At 56.0% G+C, this 23,579-nt stretch carries 33 protein-coding genes; 11 read left to right on the top strand and 22 right to left on the bottom strand.

Annotated elements, in window-relative coordinates:
* Positions 1-104: 104 nt before the first annotated feature.
* Both VSS37_RS19515 and VSS37_RS19510 read left to right on the top strand, forming a co-directional pair.
* Positions 105-1,220: a hypothetical protein gene (locus tag VSS37_RS19515; RefSeq protein ID WP_324697930.1), complete on the top strand. Its 1,116-nt coding sequence runs from the start codon at positions 105-107 to the stop codon at positions 1,218-1,220.
* Positions 1,221-1,250: 30 nt separating this feature from the next.
* The gene (locus VSS37_RS19510; RefSeq protein ID WP_324697929.1) at positions 1,251-2,186 is read left to right on the top strand and encodes an isoaspartyl peptidase/L-asparaginase family protein; all 936 of its coding nucleotides are present in this window, start codon (positions 1,251-1,253) and stop codon (positions 2,184-2,186) included.
* Between the two features lie 22 nt (positions 2,187-2,208).
* Here the strand turns inward: VSS37_RS19510 and VSS37_RS19505 are convergent, their stop codons facing one another.
* On the bottom strand, positions 2,209-3,039 hold the full coding sequence (locus VSS37_RS19505) for an SHOCT domain-containing protein (protein WP_324697927.1): 831 nt from the start codon (positions 3,037-3,039) through the stop codon (positions 2,209-2,211).
* A gap of 145 nt (positions 3,040-3,184) precedes the next feature.
* Between VSS37_RS19505 and VSS37_RS19500 the strand changes: the two genes are divergently transcribed.
* From VSS37_RS19500 to VSS37_RS19480, 5 genes are all read left to right on the top strand, one after another.
* Positions 3,185-4,084 carry a DMT family transporter gene (locus VSS37_RS19500; RefSeq protein ID WP_324697925.1) on the top strand — a complete coding sequence of 300 codons (900 nt, stop codon included), beginning with the start codon at positions 3,185-3,187 and terminating at the stop codon, positions 4,082-4,084.
* Positions 4,081-4,536: a GNAT family N-acetyltransferase gene (locus VSS37_RS19495; protein WP_324697923.1), complete on the top strand. Its 456-nt coding sequence runs from the start codon at positions 4,081-4,083 to the stop codon at positions 4,534-4,536. The genes VSS37_RS19500 and VSS37_RS19495 overlap by 4 nt, the downstream gene beginning before the upstream one ends.
* Positions 4,537-4,698: 162 nt before the next feature.
* A complete protein-coding gene (locus tag VSS37_RS19490) occupies positions 4,699-4,908 on the top strand; it encodes a (2Fe-2S)-binding protein (protein ID WP_324697921.1) in 210 nt (69 codons plus the stop codon).
* Positions 4,905-5,282 (top strand): Rieske (2Fe-2S) protein, encoded by a 378-nt coding sequence (locus VSS37_RS19485; RefSeq protein WP_324697920.1) that lies wholly within the window; start codon positions 4,905-4,907, stop codon positions 5,280-5,282. The genes VSS37_RS19490 and VSS37_RS19485 overlap by 4 nt, the downstream gene beginning before the upstream one ends.
* The gene (locus VSS37_RS19480; RefSeq protein WP_324697919.1) at positions 5,230-6,252 is read left to right on the top strand and encodes an alpha/beta fold hydrolase; all 1,023 of its coding nucleotides are present in this window, start codon (positions 5,230-5,232) and stop codon (positions 6,250-6,252) included. Before VSS37_RS19485 ends, VSS37_RS19480 begins: the two co-directional genes overlap by 53 nt.
* On the opposite strand, the gene VSS37_RS19475 is transcribed toward VSS37_RS19480, so the two are convergent.
* From VSS37_RS19475 to nifH, 15 genes are all read right to left on the bottom strand, one after another.
* A complete protein-coding gene (locus VSS37_RS19475) occupies positions 6,170-6,589 on the bottom strand; it encodes a type II toxin-antitoxin system death-on-curing family toxin (RefSeq protein WP_324697917.1) in 420 nt (139 codons plus the stop codon). The genes VSS37_RS19480 and VSS37_RS19475 overlap by 83 nt on opposite strands.
* Complete coding sequence (locus VSS37_RS19470) at positions 6,586-6,810, bottom strand: AbrB/MazE/SpoVT family DNA-binding domain-containing protein (protein WP_324697916.1); 225 nt, start codon at positions 6,808-6,810, stop codon at positions 6,586-6,588. The genes VSS37_RS19475 and VSS37_RS19470 overlap by 4 nt, the downstream gene beginning before the upstream one ends.
* A 78-nt stretch (positions 6,811-6,888) precedes the next feature.
* Positions 6,889-7,167, bottom strand: coding sequence for a DUF6156 family protein (locus VSS37_RS19465; protein ID WP_324697915.1), 279 nt, complete (start codon positions 7,165-7,167; stop codon positions 6,889-6,891).
* Positions 7,168-7,175: 8 nt separating this feature from the next.
* Positions 7,176-7,721: a flavodoxin gene (locus tag VSS37_RS19460; RefSeq protein WP_324697914.1), complete on the bottom strand. Its 546-nt coding sequence runs from the start codon at positions 7,719-7,721 to the stop codon at positions 7,176-7,178.
* A complete protein-coding gene (locus VSS37_RS19455; RefSeq protein ID WP_324697913.1) occupies positions 7,714-7,968 on the bottom strand; it encodes a DUF3144 domain-containing protein in 255 nt (84 codons plus the stop codon). Before VSS37_RS19455 ends, VSS37_RS19460 begins: the two co-directional genes overlap by 8 nt.
* Before the next feature lie 14 nt (positions 7,969-7,982).
* Entirely contained in the window at positions 7,983-8,459 is a 477-nt protein-coding gene (gene tsaA, locus VSS37_RS19450; protein ID WP_324697911.1) for a tRNA (N6-threonylcarbamoyladenosine(37)-N6)-methyltransferase TrmO, read from the bottom strand.
* Complete coding sequence (locus VSS37_RS19445) at positions 8,456-9,418, bottom strand: hypothetical protein (protein WP_324697909.1); 963 nt, start codon at positions 9,416-9,418, stop codon at positions 8,456-8,458. The genes tsaA and VSS37_RS19445 overlap by 4 nt, the downstream gene beginning before the upstream one ends.
* The gene (locus VSS37_RS19440) at positions 9,411-10,166 is read right to left on the bottom strand and encodes a 4Fe4S-binding leucine-rich repeat protein (RefSeq protein WP_324697907.1); all 756 of its coding nucleotides are present in this window, start codon (positions 10,164-10,166) and stop codon (positions 9,411-9,413) included. Before VSS37_RS19440 ends, VSS37_RS19445 begins: the two co-directional genes overlap by 8 nt.
* A complete protein-coding gene (locus VSS37_RS19435) occupies positions 10,159-10,431 on the bottom strand; it encodes a DUF6129 family protein (protein ID WP_324697906.1) in 273 nt (90 codons plus the stop codon). Before VSS37_RS19435 ends, VSS37_RS19440 begins: the two co-directional genes overlap by 8 nt.
* Positions 10,428-10,901 carry a NifB/NifX family molybdenum-iron cluster-binding protein gene (locus VSS37_RS19430; protein ID WP_324697905.1) on the bottom strand — a complete coding sequence of 158 codons (474 nt, stop codon included), beginning with the start codon at positions 10,899-10,901 and terminating at the stop codon, positions 10,428-10,430. Before VSS37_RS19430 ends, VSS37_RS19435 begins: the two co-directional genes overlap by 4 nt.
* Before the next feature lie 55 nt (positions 10,902-10,956).
* A complete protein-coding gene (locus tag VSS37_RS19425) occupies positions 10,957-11,154 on the bottom strand; it encodes a 4Fe-4S binding protein (protein ID WP_324697903.1) in 198 nt (65 codons plus the stop codon).
* A gap of 31 nt (positions 11,155-11,185) precedes the next feature.
* Positions 11,186-11,401 (bottom strand): putative nitrogen fixation protein NifT, encoded by a 216-nt coding sequence (gene nifT / locus VSS37_RS19420; protein ID WP_324697901.1) that lies wholly within the window; start codon positions 11,399-11,401, stop codon positions 11,186-11,188.
* 171 nt (positions 11,402-11,572) lie between these two features.
* Positions 11,573-13,144 carry a nitrogenase molybdenum-iron protein subunit beta gene (gene nifK, locus VSS37_RS19415; RefSeq protein WP_324697900.1) on the bottom strand — a complete coding sequence of 524 codons (1,572 nt, stop codon included), beginning with the start codon at positions 13,142-13,144 and terminating at the stop codon, positions 11,573-11,575.
* Between the two features lie 111 nt (positions 13,145-13,255).
* Positions 13,256-14,734, bottom strand: coding sequence for a nitrogenase molybdenum-iron protein alpha chain (gene nifD, locus VSS37_RS19410; RefSeq protein ID WP_324697899.1), 1,479 nt, complete (start codon positions 14,732-14,734; stop codon positions 13,256-13,258).
* A gap of 107 nt (positions 14,735-14,841) precedes the next feature.
* The gene (nifH, locus tag VSS37_RS19405) at positions 14,842-15,723 is read right to left on the bottom strand and encodes a nitrogenase iron protein (protein ID WP_324697898.1); all 882 of its coding nucleotides are present in this window, start codon (positions 15,721-15,723) and stop codon (positions 14,842-14,844) included.
* 179 nt (positions 15,724-15,902) lie between these two features.
* Between nifH and VSS37_RS19400 the strand changes: the two genes are divergently transcribed.
* Positions 15,903-16,667: an NAD(+)--dinitrogen-reductase ADP-D-ribosyltransferase gene (locus tag VSS37_RS19400; RefSeq protein ID WP_324697897.1), complete on the top strand. Its 765-nt coding sequence runs from the start codon at positions 15,903-15,905 to the stop codon at positions 16,665-16,667.
* Positions 16,668-16,681: 14 nt separating this feature from the next.
* Here VSS37_RS19400 and VSS37_RS19395 read toward each other — a convergent pair whose 3' ends face one another.
* The 4 genes from VSS37_RS19395 to VSS37_RS19380 all read right to left on the bottom strand — a co-directional run bounded on the left by VSS37_RS19395 (position 16,682) and on the right by VSS37_RS19380 (position 18,059).
* Positions 16,682-17,104, bottom strand: coding sequence for a type II toxin-antitoxin system VapC family toxin (locus VSS37_RS19395; protein WP_324697896.1), 423 nt, complete (start codon positions 17,102-17,104; stop codon positions 16,682-16,684).
* Entirely contained in the window at positions 17,101-17,331 is a 231-nt protein-coding gene (locus VSS37_RS19390) for a FitA-like ribbon-helix-helix domain-containing protein (protein WP_324697894.1), read from the bottom strand. The genes VSS37_RS19395 and VSS37_RS19390 overlap by 4 nt, the downstream gene beginning before the upstream one ends.
* Positions 17,332-17,422: 91 nt before the next feature.
* Entirely contained in the window at positions 17,423-17,812 is a 390-nt protein-coding gene (locus VSS37_RS19385; RefSeq protein ID WP_324697892.1) for a type II toxin-antitoxin system VapC family toxin, read from the bottom strand.
* Positions 17,805-18,059: an AbrB/MazE/SpoVT family DNA-binding domain-containing protein gene (locus VSS37_RS19380; protein ID WP_324697891.1), complete on the bottom strand. Its 255-nt coding sequence runs from the start codon at positions 18,057-18,059 to the stop codon at positions 17,805-17,807. The genes VSS37_RS19385 and VSS37_RS19380 overlap by 8 nt, the downstream gene beginning before the upstream one ends.
* Positions 18,060-18,629: 570 nt before the next feature.
* Here VSS37_RS19380 and VSS37_RS19375 point away from each other — a divergent pair.
* Positions 18,630-19,460 carry an alpha/beta fold hydrolase gene (locus tag VSS37_RS19375; protein WP_324697890.1) on the top strand — a complete coding sequence of 277 codons (831 nt, stop codon included), beginning with the start codon at positions 18,630-18,632 and terminating at the stop codon, positions 19,458-19,460.
* 24 nt (positions 19,461-19,484) lie between these two features.
* Here the strand turns inward: VSS37_RS19375 and VSS37_RS19370 are convergent, their stop codons facing one another.
* Both VSS37_RS19370 and VSS37_RS19365 read right to left on the bottom strand, forming a co-directional pair.
* The gene (locus tag VSS37_RS19370; protein ID WP_324697889.1) at positions 19,485-20,852 is read right to left on the bottom strand and encodes a sigma-54-dependent transcriptional regulator; all 1,368 of its coding nucleotides are present in this window, start codon (positions 20,850-20,852) and stop codon (positions 19,485-19,487) included.
* Positions 20,824-22,758, bottom strand: a complete 1,935-nt coding sequence (locus tag VSS37_RS19365; protein ID WP_324697887.1) for an ATP-binding protein — start codon at positions 22,756-22,758, stop codon at positions 20,824-20,826. Before VSS37_RS19365 ends, VSS37_RS19370 begins: the two co-directional genes overlap by 29 nt.
* Before the next feature lie 265 nt (positions 22,759-23,023).
* Here VSS37_RS19365 and VSS37_RS19360 point away from each other — a divergent pair, with 265 nt between their 5' ends.
* Positions 23,024-23,332: a hypothetical protein gene (locus tag VSS37_RS19360; RefSeq protein ID WP_324697886.1), complete on the top strand. Its 309-nt coding sequence runs from the start codon at positions 23,024-23,026 to the stop codon at positions 23,330-23,332.
* 39 nt (positions 23,333-23,371) lie between these two features.
* On the top strand, positions 23,372-23,579 hold a 208-nt coding region (locus tag VSS37_RS19355; protein ID WP_324697884.1), incomplete at its 3' end, for a hypothetical protein.

The following is a 23,579-nucleotide window of genomic DNA, read 5'->3' as shown; positions in this document are numbered from 1 at the left end:
GCTTGTCAACGGCGCCAACGTTCATGGAAATATCCCTGCAACTCACAATCATGGCATGATTATTGCGCCACATCCCTGGCGCGCTTACATGAGGAGAGGAAGTTATGTCCGCAGTTGTCAATTATGGTGACACGCCATCCAACAAATATGTGATCAATCACGACATTATGAATTGCACGGCTGAAGGGGTGACGGGTAATCACCTGTATTCCGGCCGGGCGCTGGGAATGTCAGAACCCGAGGATATTATCCAGATTCACCCGGAACTGGAGCGCTTGTGGGAGGATATTTCCCGGCACTATCAGCGTATCGGTTTGAGCCACAGTGACAATGTGTTGTGGGATCTGGATTTGAAACATCTGGGTTCCCACAGCGGCTACCTGCCTTCGGTCTTTTACTTCGGACCGCAGGAATGCCGGTATTGGGACGATACCCGCTGGATGGAAACCGTTGAATTCATCAATTCCAAAAACAATTTCATGGCCCTGGCGGCAGAGCTGGGTGTGCCTGTGCCGCAAACCCGTTGCTTTGACAGTGTGCTAGCCATTACCCCGCAAGTCATTCAGGAGACGGTGTTTCCCTGTTACCTGAAAGCCGCCGTTTCGGTTTCCGGCGTGGGGATTTACCGTTGTGCGGATGAGGCTGAATTTGCAGAAGCGCTTGGCAGGTTTGACCCGGATGTGCCGGTACAGGTGCAGGAGGAAGTCACCACCGAGACCTTCCTCAACCTGCAATATCAGGTGTCCGGCAACCGTCTGGCGCGGCTGGCGGCCAGTGAGCAGATACTGGATGGTTTCGTCCATCAGGGTAACCGGGTGCCTGCCAGGCATGCGCCCTGGGATGTGGTGGAGCCGATGGCGGCATGGCTGCAAGCGCATGGTATGCACGGTATTTTTGCGTTTGATGTGGCGGTTGTCCAGACGGATCAGGGGCTGCGTTTTCCGGCAATAGAATGTAACCCGCGTTTCAACGGGGCCAGCTACCCCACCCTGATTGCGCAAAAGCTGAAGATACCGGCGTGGAGCGCTGTGACGGTAACAACGCAATACCGGACATTGGCGGATATCGACCTGAGCGGGCTTGAGTTCGATCAGCAAACCGGCAGCGGCGTCATCCTGGTGAACTGGGGAACGGTTTTGGTCGGCAAGCTAATTGTCTTGCTGGCGGGTACGCCTGCAATCCAACAAAGTTTGCTGCTGGAACTGGGCAAACGACTTTGATAGGGTGAACACTTTTTTGGGGTAGTCTTTATGCAGGGCTCTTACTCACTGATGGTCCATGGTGGTGCAGGCGCACTGGATAATGTCAAAGATGACAAGACCGCCGTGCGTTATCTGGAAAGCATCCGCCGAATTTTGGAGCATGGACGCGATGTGCTGGAACTGGGTGGGTCGGCGTTACAGGCGGTGGAAGCCTGCGCCTCCCTGCTGGAAGACGACCCCGTGTTCAACGCCGGTTGTGGTTCCGTCCTGAACGAAAGCGGCAAGGTGGAAATGGACGCGGCCATCATGGATGGCCGCGACTTGTCTGCCGGTGCGGTGGCTTGCGTCAGCAATATTGCCAACCCAGTGCAACTGGCGCGGCTGGTGATGACGGAAAGCGAGCATGTCATGTTGATTGCGGAAGGCGCCATGCGCTTTGCCGATCATTGCGGCATGCCACGGGCACCGGAACATTATTTCTCTACTCCCGAACGTATCCAGCAATTTGAGGAAGCCCGCCTCAAGCACAAGATCATGCTGGACCATGACGATACTGAAGCGGCCAGCGAAGACCAGAAATATGGCACCATCGGCGCGATTGCGCGTGACCGGGGGGGAAACCTGGCAGCAGCGACTTCCACCGGCGGCATCGTCAACAAGCGGATGGGTCGGGTCGGCGATTCCCCCATCATTGGCGCTGGCGTTTATGCCGACAATGAAACCTGCGCCGTGTCCGCCACCGGTTTTGGGGAAGATTTCATGCGTTCCGTCATTGCCAAAACCATTGCCGACTTCATCTACATGAAAGGCATGGATGCGAAAGAAGCAACAGAGGCAGGTATTGAATATCTGGTGCGCAAAGTGAAAGGGCGAGGCGGCGTGATTGTCATCGACAAGGATGGCAATTGCTCCAGTGGCTTCACCACCAAGAAAATGATCCATGGCTGGATCGAGCAGGGTGGTGAAGCCGTCGCCCGTTTTTAAGCGTTAAGCACGCCTTTGCCAGTTAAAGGCGTTGCAGCAATTCAGCCTTTTTGGTGGCGAATTCTTCTTCGCTGAGTACGCCTTTCTGTTTCAGGTCAGCCAGCTTTTCGATCAGGGAGAATATGTCGCTTTCCGACACGTTTTGATTGCCCGCCGGTGATTGTTGCGGCGCCGGGGTGAAGGCGGGCTGCGTGTTTTGCGGCGGGGCTTGTGTTTGCGGCGCAGCACCATCCACGGAAACAACCGGCAGGTTTTCCAGGTACACGAGGCCGTACTGGCTGGTGAAACTCAGCGAGGAACCGCCGCCCTGTTGCTGGGAAACGCCGCCAATCTGATGATCCAGCGTGTCATAGACGGTGACGTGCCCGTTCACCTCCACTGCCAGCCGGTGGGCTGCCGGGAAATACGCGTAACGGGTGCTGTTCTGTGCGCCGGTGGAGGCCGCCATGCCCAAATCGCCCGGCCACCAGTTGCCGGAGCTGCTTGAGTTGCTGACAAACAGGCTGCTTTGCCCGTAATTGCCTTGCGGCTGGCCACTGCCCTGGTATTGGGATTGGTAACTGCCGGTGGACATGAACAGCGGCGGATTCTGGTTGGCCAGAATATTGGAAAGCTCGCTGCACAGGTTGTTGACGGTCGTTTTCAGGCTGTAATTGAACATGTCGCCCACCATGGTCATGCCGCCCTGCATCCATTGGCCAGAGCCGCCGAATTCAGGGTGGTTGAATTGCGCCATGGTGCCATTGCCGTTCATGACGGCGTAGAGCATGTGGGTGATGGCGTCGGTGGACACGCCGTAGCGCTGGCTCAGGTCATTGACAATGCGCTGGCCTTGTTCGGTAAATGTTTGCACGAAAAAATGTCTCCGGTAATGATTGTGGTGGTTTCCTTTCCTGCCCGGCGGATTGTTTGTGATTGTGCTTTGCACCATTCCGCCGTTACCTGCATTATCAGGGCTGAATAATGAATTGCAATGTCTTGCTGAAAAGGTAGCACTAATGAATATAAGCATAACCGCCAGCGCAGGCCTGCCTGCGGGCGGTCTGGCGCGGGGCGCGGCGCTGATCATGGCCTCGGAATTCTTTCTGGTCTGTTCCGGCATGGTGATCAAACACCTGCATGGCGAGGTCTCCAATGAGCAGACCGTGTTTTTCCGCAACCTGTTCGGGCTGGTGCTGATGCTGCCATGGCTGTGGCGCAGCGGCGGTGTGCAGGCGCTGAAAACCTCCTGCCTGCACCTGCATTTCGTGCGCGCGCTGACCGGCGTGGTCGCCATGAGCTGCATGTATTACGCCTGGGCGCACCTGCCCTTGGCGGAGGCGGCGCTGCTGAAACAGACCATGCCGTTTTTCGTGCCCATCGTGGCGTTTTTCTGGGTAAAGGAACGCCTGTCGTGGCATGCCATCGCCGCCATCCTGCTGGGTTTCGCTGGGGTGGTGCTGGTGCTGAACCCGACGCAGGAAGCAGGTGTGTTCAATGTGGCTGTGCTGGCGGCGCTGGCGGGGGCAGTGCTGGGCGGCTCCACCAAGGTCAGCATCCGGCGGATGCGTTCCGGCGAGGAACCGGCGCGGCGGGTGGTGTTTTATTTCGCGCTGTTCGCCAGCCTGCTGTCGCTAGTCCCCGCCGTGCTGAACTGGCAGCCGCTGCATGGCGCGGAACTGGGCTGGCTGATCCTGCTGGGCGCATTCGCCACCCTGGCGCAATTGCTGCTGACGGCGGCCTATGGACATGCGCCTGCCGGGCAATTGGGGCCGTTTTCCTATTCATCGGTGGTGTCCGCCGCGCTGCTGGGCTGGTTGCTGTGGGATGAAACCCTGACGCCGCTGGCGGTGCTGGGCATGTGCGTGATTATCACGGCGGGTGTGCTGGTGATGATGGGGCAACGGGGGCGAGCATGATGACGATTGGTTTTGCCACCCAGGCTGACATTCCAGAACTGTGCGGCCTACTGGATTTGCTGTTCACGCAGGAAGCCGAATTTCAGCCTGACCGGGACGCGCAACAGCGGGGGCTGGCGGCAATTGTCGGCAATCCGGCGGTGGGGCATATTCTCGTTGCCCGGCAGGATGATGAAACCGTTGGCATGGTCAACCTGCTGTACACGGTTTCCACCGCCTTGGGCGGCAAGGTCGCCGTGCTGGAGGACATGGTGATTGCACCGCAAGTGCGCAGGCAGGGTGTAGGCAAGCAATTGCTGGCGGCGGCGGTTGGGCATGCGCGGGGGCAAGGTTGCCTGCGCATCACCCTGCTGACGGATACGAACAACCAAGCGGCGCAGGCTTTGTACCGGCGACTGGGGTTTGCTGCGTCCGGCATGTTGCCGATGCGGTTGATGCTGCCGCTGAAGTAAGCCGCCCCTGTAGGGAAAGGCTTGTGGCAAAGCTGACAATGCCATTCGCGCAGAATGGTTGTTGTTCCGTATCTATCGAATAGATATGGATTTATTCCGTTGGCCTGCTTATTGCTCCTATGTTGGGGGAACCCAACGGAGGCAAGCCGGATGTATGTATGTGTGTGCAACGCAATCAATGACCGCCAGGTAAAACAGGCATTAAACGCAGGCATGTTGTCAGTGCGGGCATTACGCCAGCACTTCGACTACCCGGAAAAGTGCTGCGGCAAGTGTAACCGCTGCCTGCGCGAGATGATCAATGACCATTTGCAGGTATCGGCGGATACATGTTCCGGCCCCATGTGCATAGGTGGCGAGTGTCCGGCGTGACCGCATCGAAGCGCCAGAAAGTCCTGGTCTGCGCTGCTGAAGACTTGCAGGAAAAACAGTTTCGGCTGGTTGATTTGTCATACCGGGGCGAGCCGCATTCGGCCATCGTGTTGCGCTATGAGGGTGCGGCATTCGCGTACCTAAACCAATGTGTGCACATGCCCCGTCCGCTGACCTGCGAGCGGGACGCCATCTTTGATGCACAGGCCAATCGACTGCGCTGCTCCATGCATGGTATCGTCTACGACCCCCAGACTGGGGAATCCCTCAGCGCCCTGTGCCAAGGGGAACGCTTGCAGGCGCTGCGCCTGGAAGAGCTGGATGGGGAAATTTTCATTACGGACAAGCGGGTGGCGCCACGCGGAAACAATTGACCGCCAAGGCTTTTCGCCTTCCCGCCAAGCCAATGCCAACCATCCGATACTGGAGCAATGCGCCATGCCCACCGCCGATGCAAACGAACAGAAAAAACCCGTTGTGAAACTGCTCGAAACCGCCAAAGGGCTGGCCGAATACAGCGAATATGGGCAAGGCCCCGTGGTGGTGTCCATACATGGGGCCATGGGTGGCTATGACCAAAGCCTGATCCTGGCGAAAACGGTGCTGACCGGGGATTTCCGGGTGATTGCCATTTCGCGCCCTGGTTATTTGGGGACGCCGCTGGCCTCTGGCGCATCGCCGGAAGCGCAGGCGGATTTGCTGGCCGCCTTGCTGGACGCCTTGGCTATCCCTGCCGCCATCGTCATCGCCATTTCCGGCGGTGGCCCTACCGCAATCCAGTTTGCGTTGCGTCACCCGCAGCGCTGCCAGAGCTTGGTCTTGGTTTCGACGGTCAGTTGCCCCAACACGTACAAGGTTCCCGGCAGGTTCCAGATGCTGAAATTCATGGCGCAGTTGCCTGGCCTACCGACCTTGCTGCGCAAGTCCACGCTCAAGAATATGGAAAAGTCCATGCAGCGTTCTGTTTCCGACCTGAGCCTGCTGCAACAGCTCAAGGCCAACCAGGAATGTGGCGCACTGTTCCAGGCTTTGATCCTGAGCACCTTTGAGCAGATGGGCAAAAGGATACAGGGTTCCGAGAATGACTTTCACAATACCCAGACCGGGGTTTATCCCTTGGAGGCCGTCCAGGTGCCGACCCTCATCGTGCATGGGACGAATGACCCCCTGGTGAATTTCGAAGAGCATGCGCTAACCGCGCAACAACGCATCCCTGGGGCTGAACTGCTGGTGCTGGAACATGGCGAACATGCGGCAATCTTTACGCATTGCGCCCTGGTGCGGGCGAAGGTTGCTGCGTTCCTGAAGACTTTTCAAACCAATCCGCAAGTTCCATCTCCGTAATATTGCCTGCCGCCAGTTGTTCGAACGTGATGACAGCTTCCGGTTCAGGGGCGTCCAACGTAAAACCATTGAGCTCCAGAAACACTGCCCCCACTGCCAACGCCACCCGCTTGTTGCCATCAATGAAGGGATGATTCCTGGCGATGCCGTAGCTGTAGGCAGCGGCAAGTTCAAACAAGGTGGAATCCGGTTGGTAGGCAAAGCGTTGCTGGGGTCTGGCGAGGGCGGAATCCAGCAATGCATGATCACGGACGCCGGGGCTGCCACCGTGTTCTGCGAGCAGCATTTGATGCACTGCCACGGCAATGCTTTCCAGCACCCATATCGGCCCGTTCATTTCGCCAGTTCACGGAAGGCATTGCGGTATTTCTTTAGCACTTTTTCCGCAGCCTGCATTTGCTCATCAAAATCCTGCTGATAAGGCGTGAGGGTGAAACCTTCCGGGCTTTCCACCAGGTATAGGCTATCGCCCTTGCCTACCTTCAGTTTGGCCAATGCTTCTTTGGGCAGCACAAGGCCAACGGAATTGCCAATGGCGGTGAGTTTGACTTGCAGCATGGGATGTTACCGTTAGTACAAATGTAATAACGGTAGTGTAAGTACAGCGGGCACAGGGAGCAAGCAGGTTGTCAGCAATCAGAAGGACAGATGGCTGACTTCCCCATCCGCATCCGTGATTTCCGCCTGCTTGAGCTTGCCGGATGCGTCATAGGTGTACTTATGCTCCAGCTCGACTTCGCCGTACACCATTTTCTGGAAACCCAGCAACACGCCATCCGCATCGAAATGCCCCTGGAAAAAGGTGTTCCGGTTGCGGATTTCATGCGCCCCCAATTCGGAGACGAGTTTGAACGGCAATTTGACGCCGCTGTAAGTGGTGAAATAGCGGCGGATAATGTTGGCGTCGTCAGTCATGATGGGTTTCAGTTTGCAAGTTTTGCCAGCAAGGTGGGTTTGATACGGTTGATCCAAGCAGCCAGGCGTTCGTCCGTCAGCAGGCTTTGCGAGCGCTGGTCGAGGATCAGGCCGACGAATTCCCCATCCACCACGGACGGCGAATGGTCGAAGGCATACCCCTCCGTGCTCCAGCGCCCAATGACATCCGCACCGCCAGCCACACACCAGTCATACAAATGGATCAGCGAATGCGCAAACCGGTCGGGGTATTTTTCCTGATCACCCAGGCCATACAGCGCAATGGTCTTGCCGGAAAGGTCAGCGCCTTGCAGTTGTGGCATGAACTCTTCCCAACAACCATCCGCCACCTTGGTGCTCTTGCCCGGCAACTGATTGATGCCATAGCTCGGCGTACCCAGGATCAGCGCGTCGTATTGCAGCAGGTCATCCGCCGTGCTGCGGTTGACATTGACCGGCTTGGCGGCGGCATCCCCCAGCAGCTTGGACATTTTCTTGGCCATCAGCCGTGTGGTGCCGGAATCCGTACCGAAAAAGATGCCGATCTTATTCATGCTCGACTCCGTAACGCATTTCGTGCAGGTTTTCCTTCAACATACGGCGATATTGCTCGGTGTAATAATCAACCGCAGCCGCTTCCTTGTCCGGGTCCCCATTGGTTTCCATGAAGTGGAAGGCGTTGTAGCGCGCCGCCGCATACAGGATCGCCGCACTGAGGAAGTTGGGTGCCCATTCGTTGCTCATATCATTCGCCAGATTGACGAATTCATCCGCGACTTCGTGAAAATCCAGTTCTTGCATCGTCAATCTCCCAGTTATTCCAGGCCAAGCGGTTTCGCCCGTGCGCTTTTGTCTGCGAACCAGCCCTCGCTGGCTTGTGGAAAACAGTCAAAACGTTTCACATACGGTTTGATGTCAAGCAGTGGGGTGCCATCCAGCATATCCACTCCCCGCACATGCAGCACATTACCTTCACGCGCCAGCAGTTCCACCACCGTCAACCCCAGCGGATTGGGTCGGGCCGGATGGCGGGTGGAAAACAAGCCACGCGGCACATCATCCAGAAACGGCTGGCGCACCAGTTCCACCTTGCCTGCGCGATGGAACTGATACAGCAGGATCAGGTGCGAAAACCCGCTGATGTCCTGCAAACCTTGCTCGTATCGGGCGTCCAGCTCCACCCAGCCTTCCACCGCCTCCGCATAAGCGCCCTGGATCGGCGCATCCGGCTTATCCGCGAATGGCGTGCGTATGATGCCAATAGGGTGAAAAATGTTCGCCAGGTCACTCATACGCTGTAAGGCCGTTTTTCCCATTCACGCAGGATCTTGAGGTCGCGCGCAGGCAGGTAGTCATACGCCTCCATCTGGTCACGCAGCACCGCATCAGCCACGCTGGCCGGTACGCCACGGCGGTTCAACATCAGGAAAAACCAGGCAAACGGATACCCCACCTGACGGTCAAACGCATGGATGGTTTTCGCCAGTTCCGCCCCATGCAAGCCTGCTGCATGGTCAAATGCGGTGACTTTCTGCGCGAAGGTGCTGGTTGGCTTGATATTGAAGTGGCTTTCCTTGTCGCTGCCCTGATACTCCTGCAACACCATTACCCAGTGGGAACAAAACGGTGGCGCATCCTCGTTTTGCCCAGCGCTGCTGTCGCGCCAGTCCTGCATGAAGCGGTTGAGGTTCTGCACATGGCGGCTGTGCGGGTTCTGTCCGAGAAAGATGTCGACCATCTTGTGCAGGCTGCGGAAATGGTATTGCGCCTGCCCGATCAGCTCCGGCTCCAGACGCGGATAGTCGATTGGGTCAAGGAATTCCTCAAGATTGTCCGGCAGGAAATCCGGGTCGAACAGCGGACGGTCGAGCATTTCCTGGCAGATTTCGATTTCAATCTGGAGGAAATATTCTGGCCTGTCGCCCGTCGGCGCGGTGAAATACAGGGTATGCCCTTCCAGACGGGTGGCGAACAACGGCTGCCCGGCGTATTTGTCGAGCAACACCTCCACATCGCCGCCGGATTCCGCTTCCGCCCAAGCGCGCAAGTGGCTGGCGACAGGTTTCATATCCAGGTCGACCACACCGCCCAACCGATGCCATCCGGCGCGTTCCAACACCAAGTCAAATTCCAGGTTGAGGGGGGCAAACAAGGCGTTGAGGGTTTTCAGCAGTTCCTGATGCCCCGTGCTGACCAGCAGTTCCGGGCATTGTGTCGTCAATTTTTTGGCTTGCCAGTCAAATTCATTCATCGGCTTGTATCTCCCGAAGCCGCTGGCGGGCGACTTCTTTCACATCGGGGTCGGGGTCGTAAACCAGCGTTTCCAGCGCCGCCGCCGTGGCACGTTCGGCGACCTTGACACGCACACTCCAGTCAGGGTCATTGAGCAGGGCGTTGAGGGCTTCCGGCTGGATGCGTTCGGCGACGATGCGGCGGATTTCCGGCTCCTGATCATGCAGCAGCAAGCCGAGGCTCTCCTCCGGCAGCCGCCTCGCCACCGTCATCCGCACTTCGCGGTCGTCATCACAAATCATACGGAACAAACGGCCTGGCGGCATCCGGCGCGCCACGTATTTGCGCACCAGATAATCGCTATCGCTGGCCAGCCGCTCCAGTTGTTCCGGCGGCAGGCGGTCGGCCACGGTAATGCGCACTTCGCGGTCACTGTCATCGATCAGGCGGTGAAGCTCTTCCACCGGCAACCTGTAGGCCAGCACCCGCCGCACCACTTCATCCGGGTCGCCAATCATTTCCAGCAAACGCTGCTGGGAAATGTAGCGCGCCGCAATCGCCCGCCGCTCCCAGAAATCGTCACCGGCGTAATCCTGCGCCAGGTCAGGGTTTTCGCGGAAAAAGCGCTCAATTTGCCGCCCACTCATGGCTTTCACGCAACGGTCGCCGGGCTGGCAACGGCCTGCCGCCAAGCGGTCACCACGGTGCGGACAATGGCTGCAATCCGCAGTCGGGGTCAGCAGTTCCATGGGCTGGGCTTCAGTCATCGTCCTCCCCCAGTTCGGCAATGACCACGCCGCTGGCGGCTTCCAGACTGGGGGTGAAACACAGGCAGTGGCTGCTGCTGTCGACCAGGTACACATTGAAACCTTGGCCGTGCGCGGCAGGCGCCGCACCGCACACATCGTCATCCATGCACCAAGTAAAGTGCAGCCCCGGAAACGCCGCCCGCAAATCCGTCAGGTAGGTGTCGGCCAACCCCGCGCGTTCAGCTTCCGCCACAATGCCGTCGAGTTGCTCCTGGGTAATCATCCTTCGGCCTCAAGCAGGTCATCATCGTCATCATCGCCACTGAAACGGGCGCGGCTTGCAGCATCCTTGCCCATGACCTTGCCCAGCCACGGCGATGGATTGGCCAGCGCGGTTTGCAGTTTTGTCAGCAGTTCGCTGGTCGGGACAACGGTGGGTTGCTTGATTGGGTGAATGCCTTTCTTGACGATTTTGGCCGCCGCCGGACCGCCTACAGAGGCGATGAACACCACTTGGCAATCCAGGATCAGGCTGGCACGGTAGGCGTTTTTGTCTTCTTCGGCTTCGTCGTCGCCCACTTCACGCACATCAACCAGACGGTATTCGGTTTGTGACACCTGATAGACCAGGAAACGTTCGCAAGAACCGAAATGGCCGTTCAACAGTTCACCGCTGTTGGAAGCGCAGGCTACGCGGATGGAGTCAGGCATGTCGCCGTCGGTATAGGCTTGGGGAGTCGGAATGTCGCTCATGATCGGCTCCTTGGTTGAGCTTCCCCCCTGATAACGGGGGGAAGAGGGAATGTCCTTAGTCGATGTATTCGATGCAGCCGTCTTCCATGCACACTTTCAGGCATTGGGGCTCATCATGATCACCGTCGCACTCGGTGCAGGTGTCAGCTTCGATCTTGTAGGCGCCTTTGAACGGCTTGATGGATTTGGTTGGGCAAACAGGTTCGCAATCACCACAGGATGTGCAGATGTCGCGGTTGATTTTCAGTGCCATGACTAGTCTCCTTCAAAGGATGTTGCAGTATTCAGTCAGCGCGTTTGAAGCGCAGGGTGGTCGGAAATGCGGGTGGGGGGCTGATTGGGTCGATATACCAACGTGAACCGTCAGTTAGCTCAACTTCCCCGCCCCATTCTTCGGCGGTGTCTTTCTCGACAGAGGCGATGGTTTCTTCCATGTCTTTCTTGGCGACGTAGAAGAGCAGGCTGCCGCTGTCGTTACGTCTGATCATCACGCTAGGCATAAGGCTTTTTTCTCCTTGGGTTTTGCCGGGAGTTCCGTTCTTCCCCCCTTCCCCGACCCTTCCCCCACAAGGGGGGAAGGGAGTAAGAAGGCCGTGCCTCTTGTCCCCTCCACCCCTTGCGGGGGGAGGGTTAGGGAGGGGGGGAAGTCCGGAGGGGAATCAAACCAACTCTTAACGGACCAGGTCGTAGTTGTAGTCAGTTGTACCCATGCCGCGGGTTTCTTCGTCCAGACGTTCCAGCACCGCATTGACCAGGGTGCGCAGCATGTACATGGCGCCTTCGTAACCCAGGGTGGTGTCACGGTGCATGTGGTGGCGGTCGAAGATCGGGAAGCCGATGCGGATCAGCGGAACTTCGAACTCTTTACCTTTGTGCAGCGTGTCGCGCTGGATGAACTTGCCGTAGCTGTTGCCGATCATGAAGTCAGGCTTGTTGGTGAACACCAGTGAGCGGAAGTGCCACAGGTCTTTGCCGATATGGACTTCACTGTTGGCGCCGTATGGGGAAGATGCCAGGTTCTGCTCCATCGCTTTCTTCCAACGCTTGTTGGCGTGGTTGCACAGCACATGGATAGGTTCAGCACCGACTTCCAGCAGGAACTTGGTCATACCCATGACGAAGTCTGCATCACCGTACAGGCCGAATTTCTTGCCGTGCAGCCAGGCGTGGGAGTCGGTCATCATGTCAACCAGACGGCCGCGTTCCAGCGCCAGCTTGTCAGAAATTGGCTTGCCGGTGACTTCAGAAACCTTCATCAGGAATTCGTCAGTCCAGTCCAGACCCATCGGAATGTTCAACTTGGGCGTTTCGTGCTTCCAAGTGTTGTTGACATACTTTTTGGTCTTTTCCAACTGCCAGGGTTGCAGCAGGAAGGTGTTGTGGGCGTTGGGCGCATCCTTGACCTCATCCATGGTGGTGCCGCCAGCGTACATGCGGAAATGGCCGTCAGCAGGGGTGTCCAGCACTTCAGTCGGGTCGCACAGCAGGGTGGCGTCCACGTCCATATCCGCCATCATGCGCTTGAGCACACGGTAGTTGCCGAGGTAGGTCTCAAAACCAGGCACCAGGTTGATCTTGCCGTTGCTGCCGACTTCCTTGCCTTCCATGTAGTTCAGGGTGAAGTAACGGATGATCCCTTCGAACATATTGTCCCAGCCAGTGGTGTGTGAACCGACGAAGCTTGGGGTATGCGCGAATGGCACCGGGTAATCCTGTGGGATATGCCCTTCCTTCTTGGAGTTATTGATGAACGCGTTCAGGTCGTCACCGATAACTTCCGCCATACAGGTGGTGGAAACAGCGATCATGTTGGGTTTGTACATCGCCTTGGCGTTTTCCAAACCATCAAACATGTTTTTCTGGCCGCCGAATACTGCCGCATCTTCCGTCATGGAGTCGGATACGCAAGCAACAGGCTCCTTGAAATGACGGTTGAAGTAAGTGCGGAAGTAAGCAACACAACCTTGTGAACCGTGCACATAAGGCAGGGTCTTTTCAAAGCCCAGCGCGCACAAAACAGCGCCCAGTGGTTGGCAGGCTTTGGCAGGGTTGACGGTCAGGGCTTCACGGGAAAAGTTCAGTTGCTTGTATTCTTCGGTGGTCGTCCAGTTGAAGATTTCCTGGATTTTTTCCGGAGAGTGACGTTCTTCAAAGTTGTCCTGTTTGTTTTTCAGGCTGGCTTTGTAGTCTTCGTCACGGAACAAGGGGTAGCTTGGCTTGATGTTTTCAACAGCTTGGCTCATTTTCGTATCTCCTCCCGCGCCGCTAATCTGCGGACTACGGGCAGCAGGTTAAATCTGGTTGGATGCAGGCCGGGTTATACGGCCTGTATCCGTTGGCAATTACGTGTGCAATTACGCAGCAGCTGCTTGCGTTTCGCTGGCTTCATCCTTCTGCCATGGCGCTTTCAGCTTGGCCCAGCAAGGGTTGTTCAGCGTCATGTCCATGTCACGGGCGAAGATGGCGAAACCGTCATAGCCGTGGTATGGGCCGGAGTAGTCCCAGGAGTGCATCTGACGGAATGGGATACCCATTTTCTGGAAGATGTACTTTTCCTTGATACCGGAACCGATCAGGTCAGGCTTGACACGTTTGACGAACTCTTCGAATTCGTAGCCAGTCACGTCGTCATAGATCAGGGTGGCGTTACCCATTTCCTTGATGGTGCGGTCGTAGTCGTCGTTATGGGCAAACTCATAACCCGTACCGACAACTTCCATACCCAGGTCTTCGTAAGCGCCGATAACGTGGCGAGGACGCAGGCCACCGACGTACAGCATGACGCGCTTGCCTTCCAGACGTGGGCGATACTTGGCGATGACCGCTTCGTATTCAGCCTTGTAGCGTTCGATGACGCGTTCAGCGCCTTCCTTAATGTTGTCGTCGAAGTAGCTGGCGATTTTGCGCAGGGATTCAGCGATTTTGGTTGGGCCAAAGAAGTTGTACTCAACCCATGGGATGCCGTACTTCTCTTCCATGTGACGGGAGATGTAGTTCATGGAACGGTAGCAGTGCAGCAGGTTCAGCTTCACTTTTGGGGTCAGTTCCATTTCAGCCAGGGTGCCGTCACCAGACCACTGTGCAACCACACGCAGACCCATTTCTTCGAGCAGGGTACGGGAAGACCATGCGTCACCACCGATGTTGTAGTCACCGATGATGGAAACATCATAAGGGGTGGATTCGAAGCTGGTGTCGTTGTCGCGCTTGTCCAGCACCCAGTCACGGATCGCGTCATTGGCGATGTGGTGGCCGAGCGACTGGGAAACACCGCGGAAACCTTCGCAGCGGACCGGCACGACAGTTTTGCCGATTTCTTTGGTGGCTTTCTTGGAAACCGCTTCGATGTCGTCACCGATCAGGCCGATTGGGCATTCAGACTGTACGGAGATACCTTTGTGCAGCGGGAACAGCTGTTCAATTTCGTTGATCAGCTTGGCCAGTTTCTTGTCGCCGCCGAACACAATGTCTTTTTCCTGGAAGTCGGAAGTGAAGTTCATTGTGCCGAAAGTGTTTACGCCGGTAGTGCCAACGTAGTAGTTACGGCGGCCTGCGCGGGAATATTGGCCGCAGCCGACCGGGCCGTGGGAAATGTGGATCATGTCCTTGATGGGGCCCCAGACCACACCTTTGGAACCTGCATACGCGCAACCACGGATGGTCATGACGCCCGGCAGGGACTTACGGTTGGAGGTGATGCATTTCTTGGACTGTTCGATGCTCTGGTCGTTGACGGTCAAGTGCTTTTTACGGTCTTTTTTGGCTTTGTCAGGATAAACTTCCAGCACCTCGGAGATGAGGGCTTCCGTTTCTTCGCGTGTCAGGTTGGTCATGTCGTATCTCCTGATGTCACCGCCACTAATCCGTGGACGCGTGATTGCAGAATTTTGGAAAACGGTGGGCCAGCTAAGCCTTGCCCACCCTACATACCCGGTCTGGATTAAGCAGTTGCTTCGTCAGCCGCAGTTTTGCCGACAATGTTTTCGTCTTCGGCTTCCATGATGCCGAATTCCATCAGCAGGTCTTCCAGTTCATCCATGGTGATTGGCGTTGGGATAATCAGACGTTTGTTGTCGATGATTTTCTGCGCCAGTTGACGGTATTCATCAGCCTGTTTGGCTGCCGGATCGTATTCGATAACGGTCATACGGCGGATTTCAGCGCGCTGTACAACGTTGTCGCGTGGAACGAAGTGGATCATGAAAGTGCCCATTTTTTCAGCCAGAGCCATGATCAGTTCGTCTTCACGGTCAGTGTTACGGGAGTTGCAGATCAGGCCAGCCAAACGGACGCCGCCAGAGTTGGCGTATTTCACGATGCCTTTGGCGATGTTGTTGGCAGCGTACATTGCCATCATTTCGCCAGAACATACGATGTAGATTTCCTGTGCTTTGTTTTCGCGGATAGGCATCGCGAAACCGCCGCATACAACGTCACCCAGCACGTCATAGAATACGAAGTCGAGGTCGTCTTCATACGCGCCTTCTTCTTCCAGGAAGTTGATGGCGGTGATAACGCCACGGCCTGCACAGCCAACGCCTGGCTCTGGGCCGCCGGATTCAACGCACTTGATGTCGCCGTAGCCCACTTTCAGCACGTCTTCCAGTTCCAGGTCTTCAACGGAACCGGCTTCAGCAGCCAAGTGCATGATGGTGTTTTGTGCTTTGGAGTGGAGGATCAGGCGAGTGGAGTCAGCCTTAGGGTCGCAGCCCACGATCATGACTTTCTTGCCCAGTTCAGCCAAGCCTGCAACCAGGTTCTGGGTTGTGGTAGACTTGCCGATGCCGCCTTTACCGTAGATTGCACATTGACGCAGTGCCATATCTTGGTCTCCTTGTGTTAATGGATCAGAGTGATTGTGACAATGACCTCGTTGCAAGCTGCGTGCCAAGGCGGCACCTTTCTTTTAAGTCGTTGATTCCATTTCGATAAAATATTTTTGGCGGCGAAATGTCAGCTTCTGTTTCAAGTCGTGTTCCCGACAATACCGATACAATTTGTATGGGTAAGGACAGCGCATTCCTACCGTTCAACCGCTGCAACCTGCCTGCTGGCCTATTGGGCAGCCTGAGCTTCCAACAACATCCCGTGTCGCTACAACTGGATGGCCTGGAAGCCCTGCATCGTTCCCTATTCAAACACCTACATGGCCTGCCGGATCGGGCTGCGCGGGCGCAACGTTTCATGGATTACATGACCGTCCATTTCTGCCTGGAAGCCTTGGAAGAAGCGGGTTTGGAAGCGCACAAGCCGCGCAAACGCGCCAATGCCAATTACTTGCGGGTGCTGCGTGGCTGGGGGTTTGATTCCAACGGACGTGAAGGCGCTGTGCTGAAAGGCTGGGTGGAATCACGCTTTGGCCTGACGGTGCAATACCATCAAGGGAATTTCGAGTTTGACCGTTGCAAGGGCTTGTACGGCACCAATGCGCTGGAAAGCCAACTTGACCTTGTTTACACGTATTGTCAGTACGAACTGGCTTTGTCGTATTCGTTACAAAGCCACCTGACATTGTATCGGGGGGTGAATGCGCTGGATGAGTACCGCATCCTCAAGCGTGATGGCAAGCAGGCGCTGCTGCTGAACAATGTCAGTTCCTTTACCCACAGCCGCGAGCGGGCGGATGAGTTCGGGGATTACATTATTGAGGTGCGGGTGCCACTGGTGAAGGTGCTGGCGTATTACGACCTGCTGCCGAAGTTGTTGCGGGGGGAGGGGGAGTATCTGGTGATTGGTGGGGTGTATGAGGTGGGGATTGCCGCCTGATAGATATGGCGTCCTTAGCCACCCGTAAACGGATTAATCAACTCCAGCCCACACTGCTCAAAATCTTTGGTATTCCGGGTTGCAACAGCAAAATGATGGGCACTGGCAATCGCAGCAATCTGCCCATCCGCCATACTCATGGGCAGCCCCGTCCTCCGGCGATGCGCCATGATGTCTGCGTAGCGGCTGGCGGCATCGGCGGTGAAATCCAGGATGCGCCCTTCAAACGCCTTATCAATGTAGGCTTCAAAGCGGTTGATGAGGCGCTGTTTGCGTTCTCCATCCGGCAGGATGCCAAGGCCATAGCGGATTTCAGCCAGGGTAATGGTGGTGAGATAGAGCAGAGGTGTTTCCTGTTGATCCAGCCATTGAATGACAGCGGGGTCAGGCTGCGGGCGCATCACTTCGGAAATGATGTTGGTGTCGACAACGATCATGCATCAAAACTCACCGGCTCGTAGACTTCGCGTTGCGGTAACTCCAGCTCGACACCTTCCTCACCAAAATAAGTGACGGCCAATGAACCCAAACGCTCAGGCGGCATGACGGCTTGACGTAAAATGCGACGGACTTCCTCTTCCATGGATACCTGATGGTGGGCAGCACGAATGCGCAGACGTTGCAGCGTATCGTCTTCCAGTTTGCGGATACTCAGACTTGCCATATATCAACCTCTAATTGCTAGCATATGAAAGCATTGTAGTCGCCTGCTGTCATGCTGCAAATCATATTGTTGGCGGCGTGAGCCTTGATGCTTAACGGATACATTGAACCTGCGCTTTCTCGGCCAATGCCATCCAGACCCGATCCGCAGTCATCACCGGTAAATCCATAGCCAACCCCAAAGCCAGACAAGCTCGATCCCCCAACGACAAACCAATCGATTTACTGACAGAACGTAATTCCCCTGTCAGCCGCGCCTGCTGTTCATCCTGCGGAATAAACTCAAGCTCCAGACTGCTGATAACCGCCAGAATTTCTTCCATCGGCATTTTCTCGTCGACCAGTTTGGTCACTAGCTCGGCATAGTTGGAGCTGCCAATGACACCGCGCCCTTCTTCAAGGATCGGCGCTACCTTGTCGGAGCCGTCTTCTTCAAACAAATAAGCGAGTAGGGCGGAGGTGTCCAGAACAACCTTACTCATCTGTCGCTGCCTCGCGCCGCTCCTGAATCAATTCGTCCACGATCGAACCCTCTTTGCGGGCGTATTTCCGTACTAGGTCGCGGGCGTATTGCAGGCGTTGCTTGCGGGTGAATACCCGTAGTTCGTGGGTTTCCTCTGACCAGTCCAACAAGACCTGATCGCCGATTTCTATGCCCATCTTCTGGCGGATTTCAGCCGGTATGACGATTCTGCCACCTTGCGAGACATTGGCTGCCATAGATGTCATTCCTGTCTCCTTGTGTCATCTTGCAAAGATAATGGCATAAGTTTAGCAGTATGCAATCTGAAGTGCATTTCATGGGCAAAACGAGTGACGCCAACCCGTGAATCACCTCCCGACCTGGAAGCCACTACCCGCTTGTTCTTGCTTCACGCGGATGAGATTCAGGCAATCAATATCGCCCAGGAATGTCAGGCCGACTTGTTGTTGACGGACGATACGGCCGCCCGCCTTGCTGCTGCCTCAGCCGGACTAATGGCAACGTCTCATCAGCGATGCCTTGCCCCACCACAAAACCTCCTGGTACTTTCCTGTAAGCTTGCCATGGTGACCCCTTAACATAAGCCAGCCTACGCCCAGACAGATTTTTGGGCAGAATATGTGGCCAACACGTCTGCATATTACCCAAAGCTTTCCCGCTGTATTGAATTCCTTTCATTCTATTGAAGTTATTGCTTGCCAAGTGGAGGGGACGGGCAATGCTTCAGGCGATTGGCGCGGGCAAGTTAGGGACTTTTGAGTGTGATTACCTGCGGGCGTGACACTGGCTCCGCTTAACACAAAGGAGACACTCCAATGCCTTACATTACCACCCAAGACGATACGGAAATCTTCTACAAGGATTGGGGCCCGCAAGATGCGCAACCCATTGTCTTCCACCATGGCTGGCCGCTCACCGCTGATGATTGGGACAGCCAGATGCTGTTTTTCCTAGCCCAGGGTTTCCGCGTCATCGCCCATGACCGGCGCGGGCATGGCCGCTCCACCCAAACCTGGACCGGCAATGAAATGGACACCTACGCAGCCGATGTCGCCGAGCTTGCCGAAACACTCGGTCTGCGTAATGCGGTGCACATCGGCCACTCGACCGGCGGTGGCGAAGTCGCACGTTACGTCGCACAGCATGGCAAAGGCCGAGTCGCCAAGGCCGTGCTGATCGGTGCCGTACCTCCCATTATGGTCAAAACCGACAAGAATCCAGGCGGCTTGCCGCTTGAGGTGTTTGACGGGTTCCGCCAGGCGCTGGCAGCCAATCGCGCGCAATTCTTCCTCGATGTGGCCAGCGGGCCGTTTTACGGCTTTAACCGCCCCGGTGCTGAAGTCAGCGAAGGGGTTATCCGCAATTGGTGGCGGCAAGGGATGATGGGCGGAACCAAAGCCCATTACGACTGCATCAAAGCCTTTTCAGAAACAGACTTTACCGACGACCTCAAGGCTATCGAGGTGCCAACGCTGATCATGCATGGCGATGATGACCAGATTGTGCCGATTGCTGATTCCGCGCTGCTCAGTGTGGAACTGGTGAAAGGCGCTGAACTGAAAGTGTATGCAGGCTTGCCGCATGGGATGTGTACAACACACCCGGACACCATCAATCAGGATCTGCTGGCCTTCATCCGAAAATGAGGCGTATGCCTGCTGGAAACCCCATCAGGAGGCTTCCATGTAGTCATATTTTTTCAGTAACCGGTAGACATTACGCTCGCTGATGCCCAGTGCCCGCGCCACTTTGCCACGGTGCCCTTCGTACCGATCCAGCAGCAGGCTCAGGTAATACCGTTCCAGGTCCTCAAGGGTCGGCAGGTCGTCAAAGCTTAGGTTGACGCCCTTGCGGACGGGTGCCGCAATCGCCGTTGCAACAGCCTCATTGCTGAGGGTGATATGTTCCGGTTGGATCGGCTCGGCATCACCGGAAAGGATGATGGAGCGCTCCACCATGTTCTTGAGTTCGCGGATATTGCCCGGCCACGGATAAGCCAGCAGCTTGTCTAGCGCCTTGTCCGTCGGGTGCTTGTTCACCCGGCGGGAAAAGCCGTGGTTGTTGATGAAATGCGCCACCAGCGCGGGGATGTCATCCTTGCGTTCCCGCAACGGCGGCACATAGATGGTGAAGGCATTCAGGCGATAGAACAGGTCGGCGCGGAATTCGCCTTCCTGCGACATGGCCAACAGGTCACGGTTGGTGGCCGCGACAATGCGGACATTGGCGGTCAGGTCACGGTTGCCGCCAACCCGGCGGAAACGGCCAGTTTCCAGCACCCGCAACAGTTTGGCCTGGATCGCGGGGGTGATTTCACCAATTTCATCCAGAAACAGGGTGCCGCCCTCAGCGCTTTCGATCAGCCCCTGCTTTTGCCGGTCAGCGCCGGTGAAGGAGCCTTTTTCATGCCCGAACAGCTCTGACTCGAACAGGCTTTCTTGCATAGTGCAGCAATCCAGCGCCACGTAGCCATGTTTGGCAACTTGGCTGCGCTCGTGGATTTCGCGTGCCACCAGTTCCTTGCCTACGCCGCTTTCGCCTTGGATCAGCACGGTCATCATGCTGGGGGCGACAGCGTCAATCATCTTTTCAACTTCTTTGAGCGCGGCGCTTTGCCCAACCATGAATGATTTGCGCTTTTGCACCTGCCCCTTAAGGTAAAGGAATTCGCGTTTCATGCTGTGCGTGTCCAACACCCTATGGATGACCAGTTCCAACTCATCCATATTGACGGGCTTTAGTAGGTATTCCGCCGCCCCAGTTTGCATCGCCCCCACAGCCTCCTTGACGCTACCAAAAGCGGTAATGATGATCACTGGATAATCAGTAACCAGATTCGGCAATATATCCCTACCCCGAGCATCCGGCAACTGGCAGTCGAGCAACACCAGATGCGGGTCATGCTGTTGTAGGTAAGTCTGCCCTTCCGCCCAGGAATGTACGCCTGCTGCGGCGTAGCCCATGCGGTTCAATTGCCCCACCATTAATCGGTTCAGGGTCACATCATCATCAATCACCAGTATCAGGGGAATCATCATTGGCTGCCTCCTCGTTGGCGGCGTCGGCGTCAGGGAATCTCAGGACAAATTCGGTATTACCTGGGGTGTGTGCGGCCACGTCGATGTGCCCACCATGCTGCTGGACCAAGGAACGGGTAATGGTCAACCCCAATCCCGAACCGCGTTGGTCGCAACGGCGGCTGAAAAATGGGTCAAAAATGTACGGCAACACTTCATTGGCGATGCCAGTGCCTGTGTCCCTGAAACGGATGACCACCTCGTCGCCCTGACAGCGGCTGACGATGCACAGTTCACCGCCTGTCGGCATGGCGTGGAAGGCGTTCTGCGCCAGATTGAGGACAACCATGCGTAAATCGTTATCGGCGGCCAAAATGCGCGGATTGCAAGGGGCCAAATCCAGCCGTTCCCGAATGCCACGCTGCTCACGCTCAAAACGCAGCAGCGACAAGGTCTCGCAAATGACCGTGTTCACCTCCACCAATTCGGGGTGGCCGCTGGAAAGGCTCCCCAACTTCATCAGGCGGTGGGTCACATCCAGGCACTGCTCCACCTGCTCATCCACCAAGTGCAGGTAATCCCTCAGCTCACTCACATCCTCCTGCGAGGCGTCCAGTATCCGGTCACTGGCCTGCAAGGCGATGCGCACCGACCCCAGCGGGTTATGGATTTCATGCGCCACACCAGCCGCCAGCTCCCCCAATGACGCCAATTTTTGTTCGTGGGAATACTGGGCGGCCTTTTCCAAATCACGCACGGACTCCACCACCAGGAATTCAGACGGGGCCGCTACGTTATCGGCCAACAACAAACGGGCAGCGTAGACTTCCGTGGAAAGCAGCGAGCCATCCTCCCGCTGCAAAGTTTCCATGAACTTCACGCCAGCCTGCTGCTCCTTAAGGATTTCCAACGGGCAAGTGCATAGGGAAGGCGGGCACGGCGCATCACGCTGATGCGCCACCTTGTAGCAATATTGCTGACGTAGGTCGGCAGGCGAAGCAATCCCGCTCAATTCGGCGTAAGCGCGGTTGGCGACCACAATCTGGTAATACGGATCAATCACCCTCACACCGTCAGGCACAGCATCAACCAACCCTTGCAGAAATTTTTCGCGGCTGTGCAACACTTGGTGATTATGCTGTAAACGTTCCGCCATGTGGTTGAAAGTGGATGCCAGATTGGCCATTTCATCCTGCCCGGCGACCGGCACCCGGGTCGCCAGTTCCCCACGCGACAAGGCGCGGCTGGCGGTATCCAATTGGCGGACAGGCAGCAGGACATAACGCTGCATAAACCACCACGCCGCCCAAGCACTGAACAAAACAGCGATACTGCCAGCGCCCGCCAGCACCAAAACGTTCATCAGCCCTTTCTGGCGAATGGGTGCCGCATCATGATCCACCACCAAAATGCCGTTGACCGGATGTGTCCCAGCATCACCATGGCACTCCATGCATTGCGGCCTGTTCCGCACGGGTTGGAAAGTCCGCAATATTTCACCTTTATCCGTCACCAGGAAGCGGCTGACCGGCTCCACCGGCAGGCGGGCGGACGTACAGCCAGGACAGAATTGCTGGATGACATCAGCAGCTTGCTGCCCCAAATATTCCTCGTGGGAGGCAAAACGCACCTCCCCCGCCGGATTCAGGATCATGACATCCCGCACCCCGTCCTCTTTGCCCAGATCATGGATGATGTCACGCAATCCTGGCAGGTCACGCCGCAACATGGCGCGCTGCAATGAAGACTCCAGCAACAAACTAACCGCATGGGAAGCCTGGGTGCGTTCGCCAGCCAATTGGGAATTGTAGAAATAATAAAACATCAGCAGAAAACATACCGACACCAGCCCCAGCACCCCAAACAAGAACACAATAAATCGGTGACTTAAATGTTGCTCATGAAATATCCGTACCGAATCGGACATCACCTGGGTTCTCCCGTTAATAACGATACCATTGAGTGTAAACCACTCCCTGACAAAATGTCCTACCACACAGTTAATATGACACAATGTCACCCTTTGCTCTGACATTATGGCATGAGTTAAAATGCAAAACGGCATTTACAGGCCAATAAAATTTACTAAAATATTCATTACTTTCATATCCTTATTTAAAATTAACCATACTTGGCATACATCCTGCTACTAATAGTTTTTGAGTGAAGGAAGAGAGAAGAGGTACTCCAATATGCAAATGCGCCATTTCATTTACCCCTTGGTGCAAATTGCCTTGCTGTCATTGGGTGCAAACAGCGTACAGGCAGATGACATTACCTATGTTGCAGGCACAGACCCATCGGAACGTCCCATAGGCGCTCCTGTTGTCACTGAGGTGCATCACGATGCAGCTTGGTATACAACCGCCCTAACAGGAGTGGAACAACCCTACCCTGCCTCGCTGCATTTTCTTGAAAACCAGGGAAACTGGTTTATCCCCTTCATTCATCCTGGCATGACGGCACGCTATGACATTCGCGGCTGGCATGCTGGTAAATAAGTTGGCATCACACTCAATATCCACTTCAAGGAGGTTTACATGAAGCAATTAGTCAAGAAAGTCCTGGCGGCAATGGTTGGTGCAACGCTGTTGGCTCCAGTCGCATTTGCCGAACAACAGGGCATGTCTGGCATGAGCGGCATGTCTGGCATGGGCGGCATGAGCGGCATGTCTGGCATGGGCGGCATGAGCGGCATGTCTGGCATGAGCGGCATGTCTGGCATGGGCGGCATGAGCGGCATGTCTG

Origin of the sequence: Candidatus Thiothrix phosphatis (genome assembly GCF_035668035.1) — a bacterium.
Taxonomy (GTDB): Bacteria; Pseudomonadota; Gammaproteobacteria; order Thiotrichales; family Thiotrichaceae; genus Thiothrix; species Thiothrix phosphatis.
Note: the sequence above shows the minus strand (reverse complement) of the source record. Positions and strands in the feature narration are given on the sequence as shown.

What these genes read in the sequence shown, in the direction of transcription:
- VSS37_RS19515 (WP_324697930.1), top strand. Translation starts at nt 105, where the DNA reads ATGTCCGCAGTTGTCAATTATGGTGACACGCCATCCAACAAATATGTG.
- VSS37_RS19510 (WP_324697929.1), top strand. Translation starts at nt 1,251, where the DNA reads ATGCAGGGCTCTTACTCACTGATGGTCCATGGTGGTGCAGGCGCACTG.
- VSS37_RS19500 (WP_324697925.1), top strand. Translation starts at nt 3,185, where the DNA reads ATGAATATAAGCATAACCGCCAGCGCAGGCCTGCCTGCGGGCGGTCTG.
- VSS37_RS19495 (WP_324697923.1), top strand. Translation starts at nt 4,081, where the DNA reads ATGATGACGATTGGTTTTGCCACCCAGGCTGACATTCCAGAACTGTGC.
- VSS37_RS19480 (WP_324697919.1), top strand. Translation starts at nt 5,230, where the DNA reads ATGGGGAAATTTTCATTACGGACAAGCGGGTGGCGCCACGCGGAAACA.
- VSS37_RS19475 (WP_324697917.1), bottom strand. Translation starts at nt 6,589, where the DNA reads ATGAACGGGCCGATATGGGTGCTGGAAAGCATTGCCGTGGCAGTGCAT.
- VSS37_RS19470 (WP_324697916.1), bottom strand. Translation starts at nt 6,810, where the DNA reads ATGCTGCAAGTCAAACTCACCGCCATTGGCAATTCCGTTGGCCTTGTG.
- VSS37_RS19465 (WP_324697915.1), bottom strand. Translation starts at nt 7,167, where the DNA reads ATGACTGACGACGCCAACATTATCCGCCGCTATTTCACCACTTACAGC.
- VSS37_RS19460 (WP_324697914.1), bottom strand. Translation starts at nt 7,721, where the DNA reads ATGAATAAGATCGGCATCTTTTTCGGTACGGATTCCGGCACCACACGG.
- VSS37_RS19455 (WP_324697913.1), bottom strand. Translation starts at nt 7,968, where the DNA reads ATGCAAGAACTGGATTTTCACGAAGTCGCGGATGAATTCGTCAATCTG.
- tsaA (WP_324697911.1), bottom strand. Translation starts at nt 8,459, where the DNA reads ATGAGTGACCTGGCGAACATTTTTCACCCTATTGGCATCATACGCACG.
- VSS37_RS19445 (WP_324697909.1), bottom strand. Translation starts at nt 9,418, where the DNA reads ATGAATGAATTTGACTGGCAAGCCAAAAAATTGACGACACAATGCCCG.
- VSS37_RS19440 (WP_324697907.1), bottom strand. Translation starts at nt 10,166, where the DNA reads ATGACTGAAGCCCAGCCCATGGAACTGCTGACCCCGACTGCGGATTGC.
- VSS37_RS19435 (WP_324697906.1), bottom strand. Translation starts at nt 10,431, where the DNA reads ATGATTACCCAGGAGCAACTCGACGGCATTGTGGCGGAAGCTGAACGC.
- VSS37_RS19430 (WP_324697905.1), bottom strand. Translation starts at nt 10,901, where the DNA reads ATGAGCGACATTCCGACTCCCCAAGCCTATACCGACGGCGACATGCCT.
- VSS37_RS19425 (WP_324697903.1), bottom strand. Translation starts at nt 11,154, where the DNA reads ATGGCACTGAAAATCAACCGCGACATCTGCACATCCTGTGGTGATTGC.
- nifT (WP_324697901.1), bottom strand. Translation starts at nt 11,401, where the DNA reads ATGCCTAGCGTGATGATCAGACGTAACGACAGCGGCAGCCTGCTCTTC.
- nifK (WP_324697900.1), bottom strand. Translation starts at nt 13,144, where the DNA reads ATGAGCCAAGCTGTTGAAAACATCAAGCCAAGCTACCCCTTGTTCCGT.
- nifD (WP_324697899.1), bottom strand. Translation starts at nt 14,734, where the DNA reads ATGACCAACCTGACACGCGAAGAAACGGAAGCCCTCATCTCCGAGGTG.
- nifH (WP_324697898.1), bottom strand. Translation starts at nt 15,723, where the DNA reads ATGGCACTGCGTCAATGTGCAATCTACGGTAAAGGCGGCATCGGCAAG.
- VSS37_RS19400 (WP_324697897.1), top strand. Translation starts at nt 15,903, where the DNA reads ATGGGTAAGGACAGCGCATTCCTACCGTTCAACCGCTGCAACCTGCCT.
- VSS37_RS19395 (WP_324697896.1), bottom strand. Translation starts at nt 17,104, where the DNA reads ATGATCGTTGTCGACACCAACATCATTTCCGAAGTGATGCGCCCGCAG.
- VSS37_RS19390 (WP_324697894.1), bottom strand. Translation starts at nt 17,331, where the DNA reads ATGGCAAGTCTGAGTATCCGCAAACTGGAAGACGATACGCTGCAACGT.
- VSS37_RS19385 (WP_324697892.1), bottom strand. Translation starts at nt 17,812, where the DNA reads ATGAGTAAGGTTGTTCTGGACACCTCCGCCCTACTCGCTTATTTGTTT.
- VSS37_RS19380 (WP_324697891.1), bottom strand. Translation starts at nt 18,059, where the DNA reads ATGACATCTATGGCAGCCAATGTCTCGCAAGGTGGCAGAATCGTCATA.
- VSS37_RS19375 (WP_324697890.1), top strand. Translation starts at nt 18,630, where the DNA reads ATGCCTTACATTACCACCCAAGACGATACGGAAATCTTCTACAAGGAT.
- VSS37_RS19370 (WP_324697889.1), bottom strand. Translation starts at nt 20,852, where the DNA reads ATGATGATTCCCCTGATACTGGTGATTGATGATGATGTGACCCTGAAC.
- VSS37_RS19365 (WP_324697887.1), bottom strand. Translation starts at nt 22,758, where the DNA reads ATGTCCGATTCGGTACGGATATTTCATGAGCAACATTTAAGTCACCGA.
- VSS37_RS19360 (WP_324697886.1), top strand. Translation starts at nt 23,024, where the DNA reads ATGCAAATGCGCCATTTCATTTACCCCTTGGTGCAAATTGCCTTGCTG.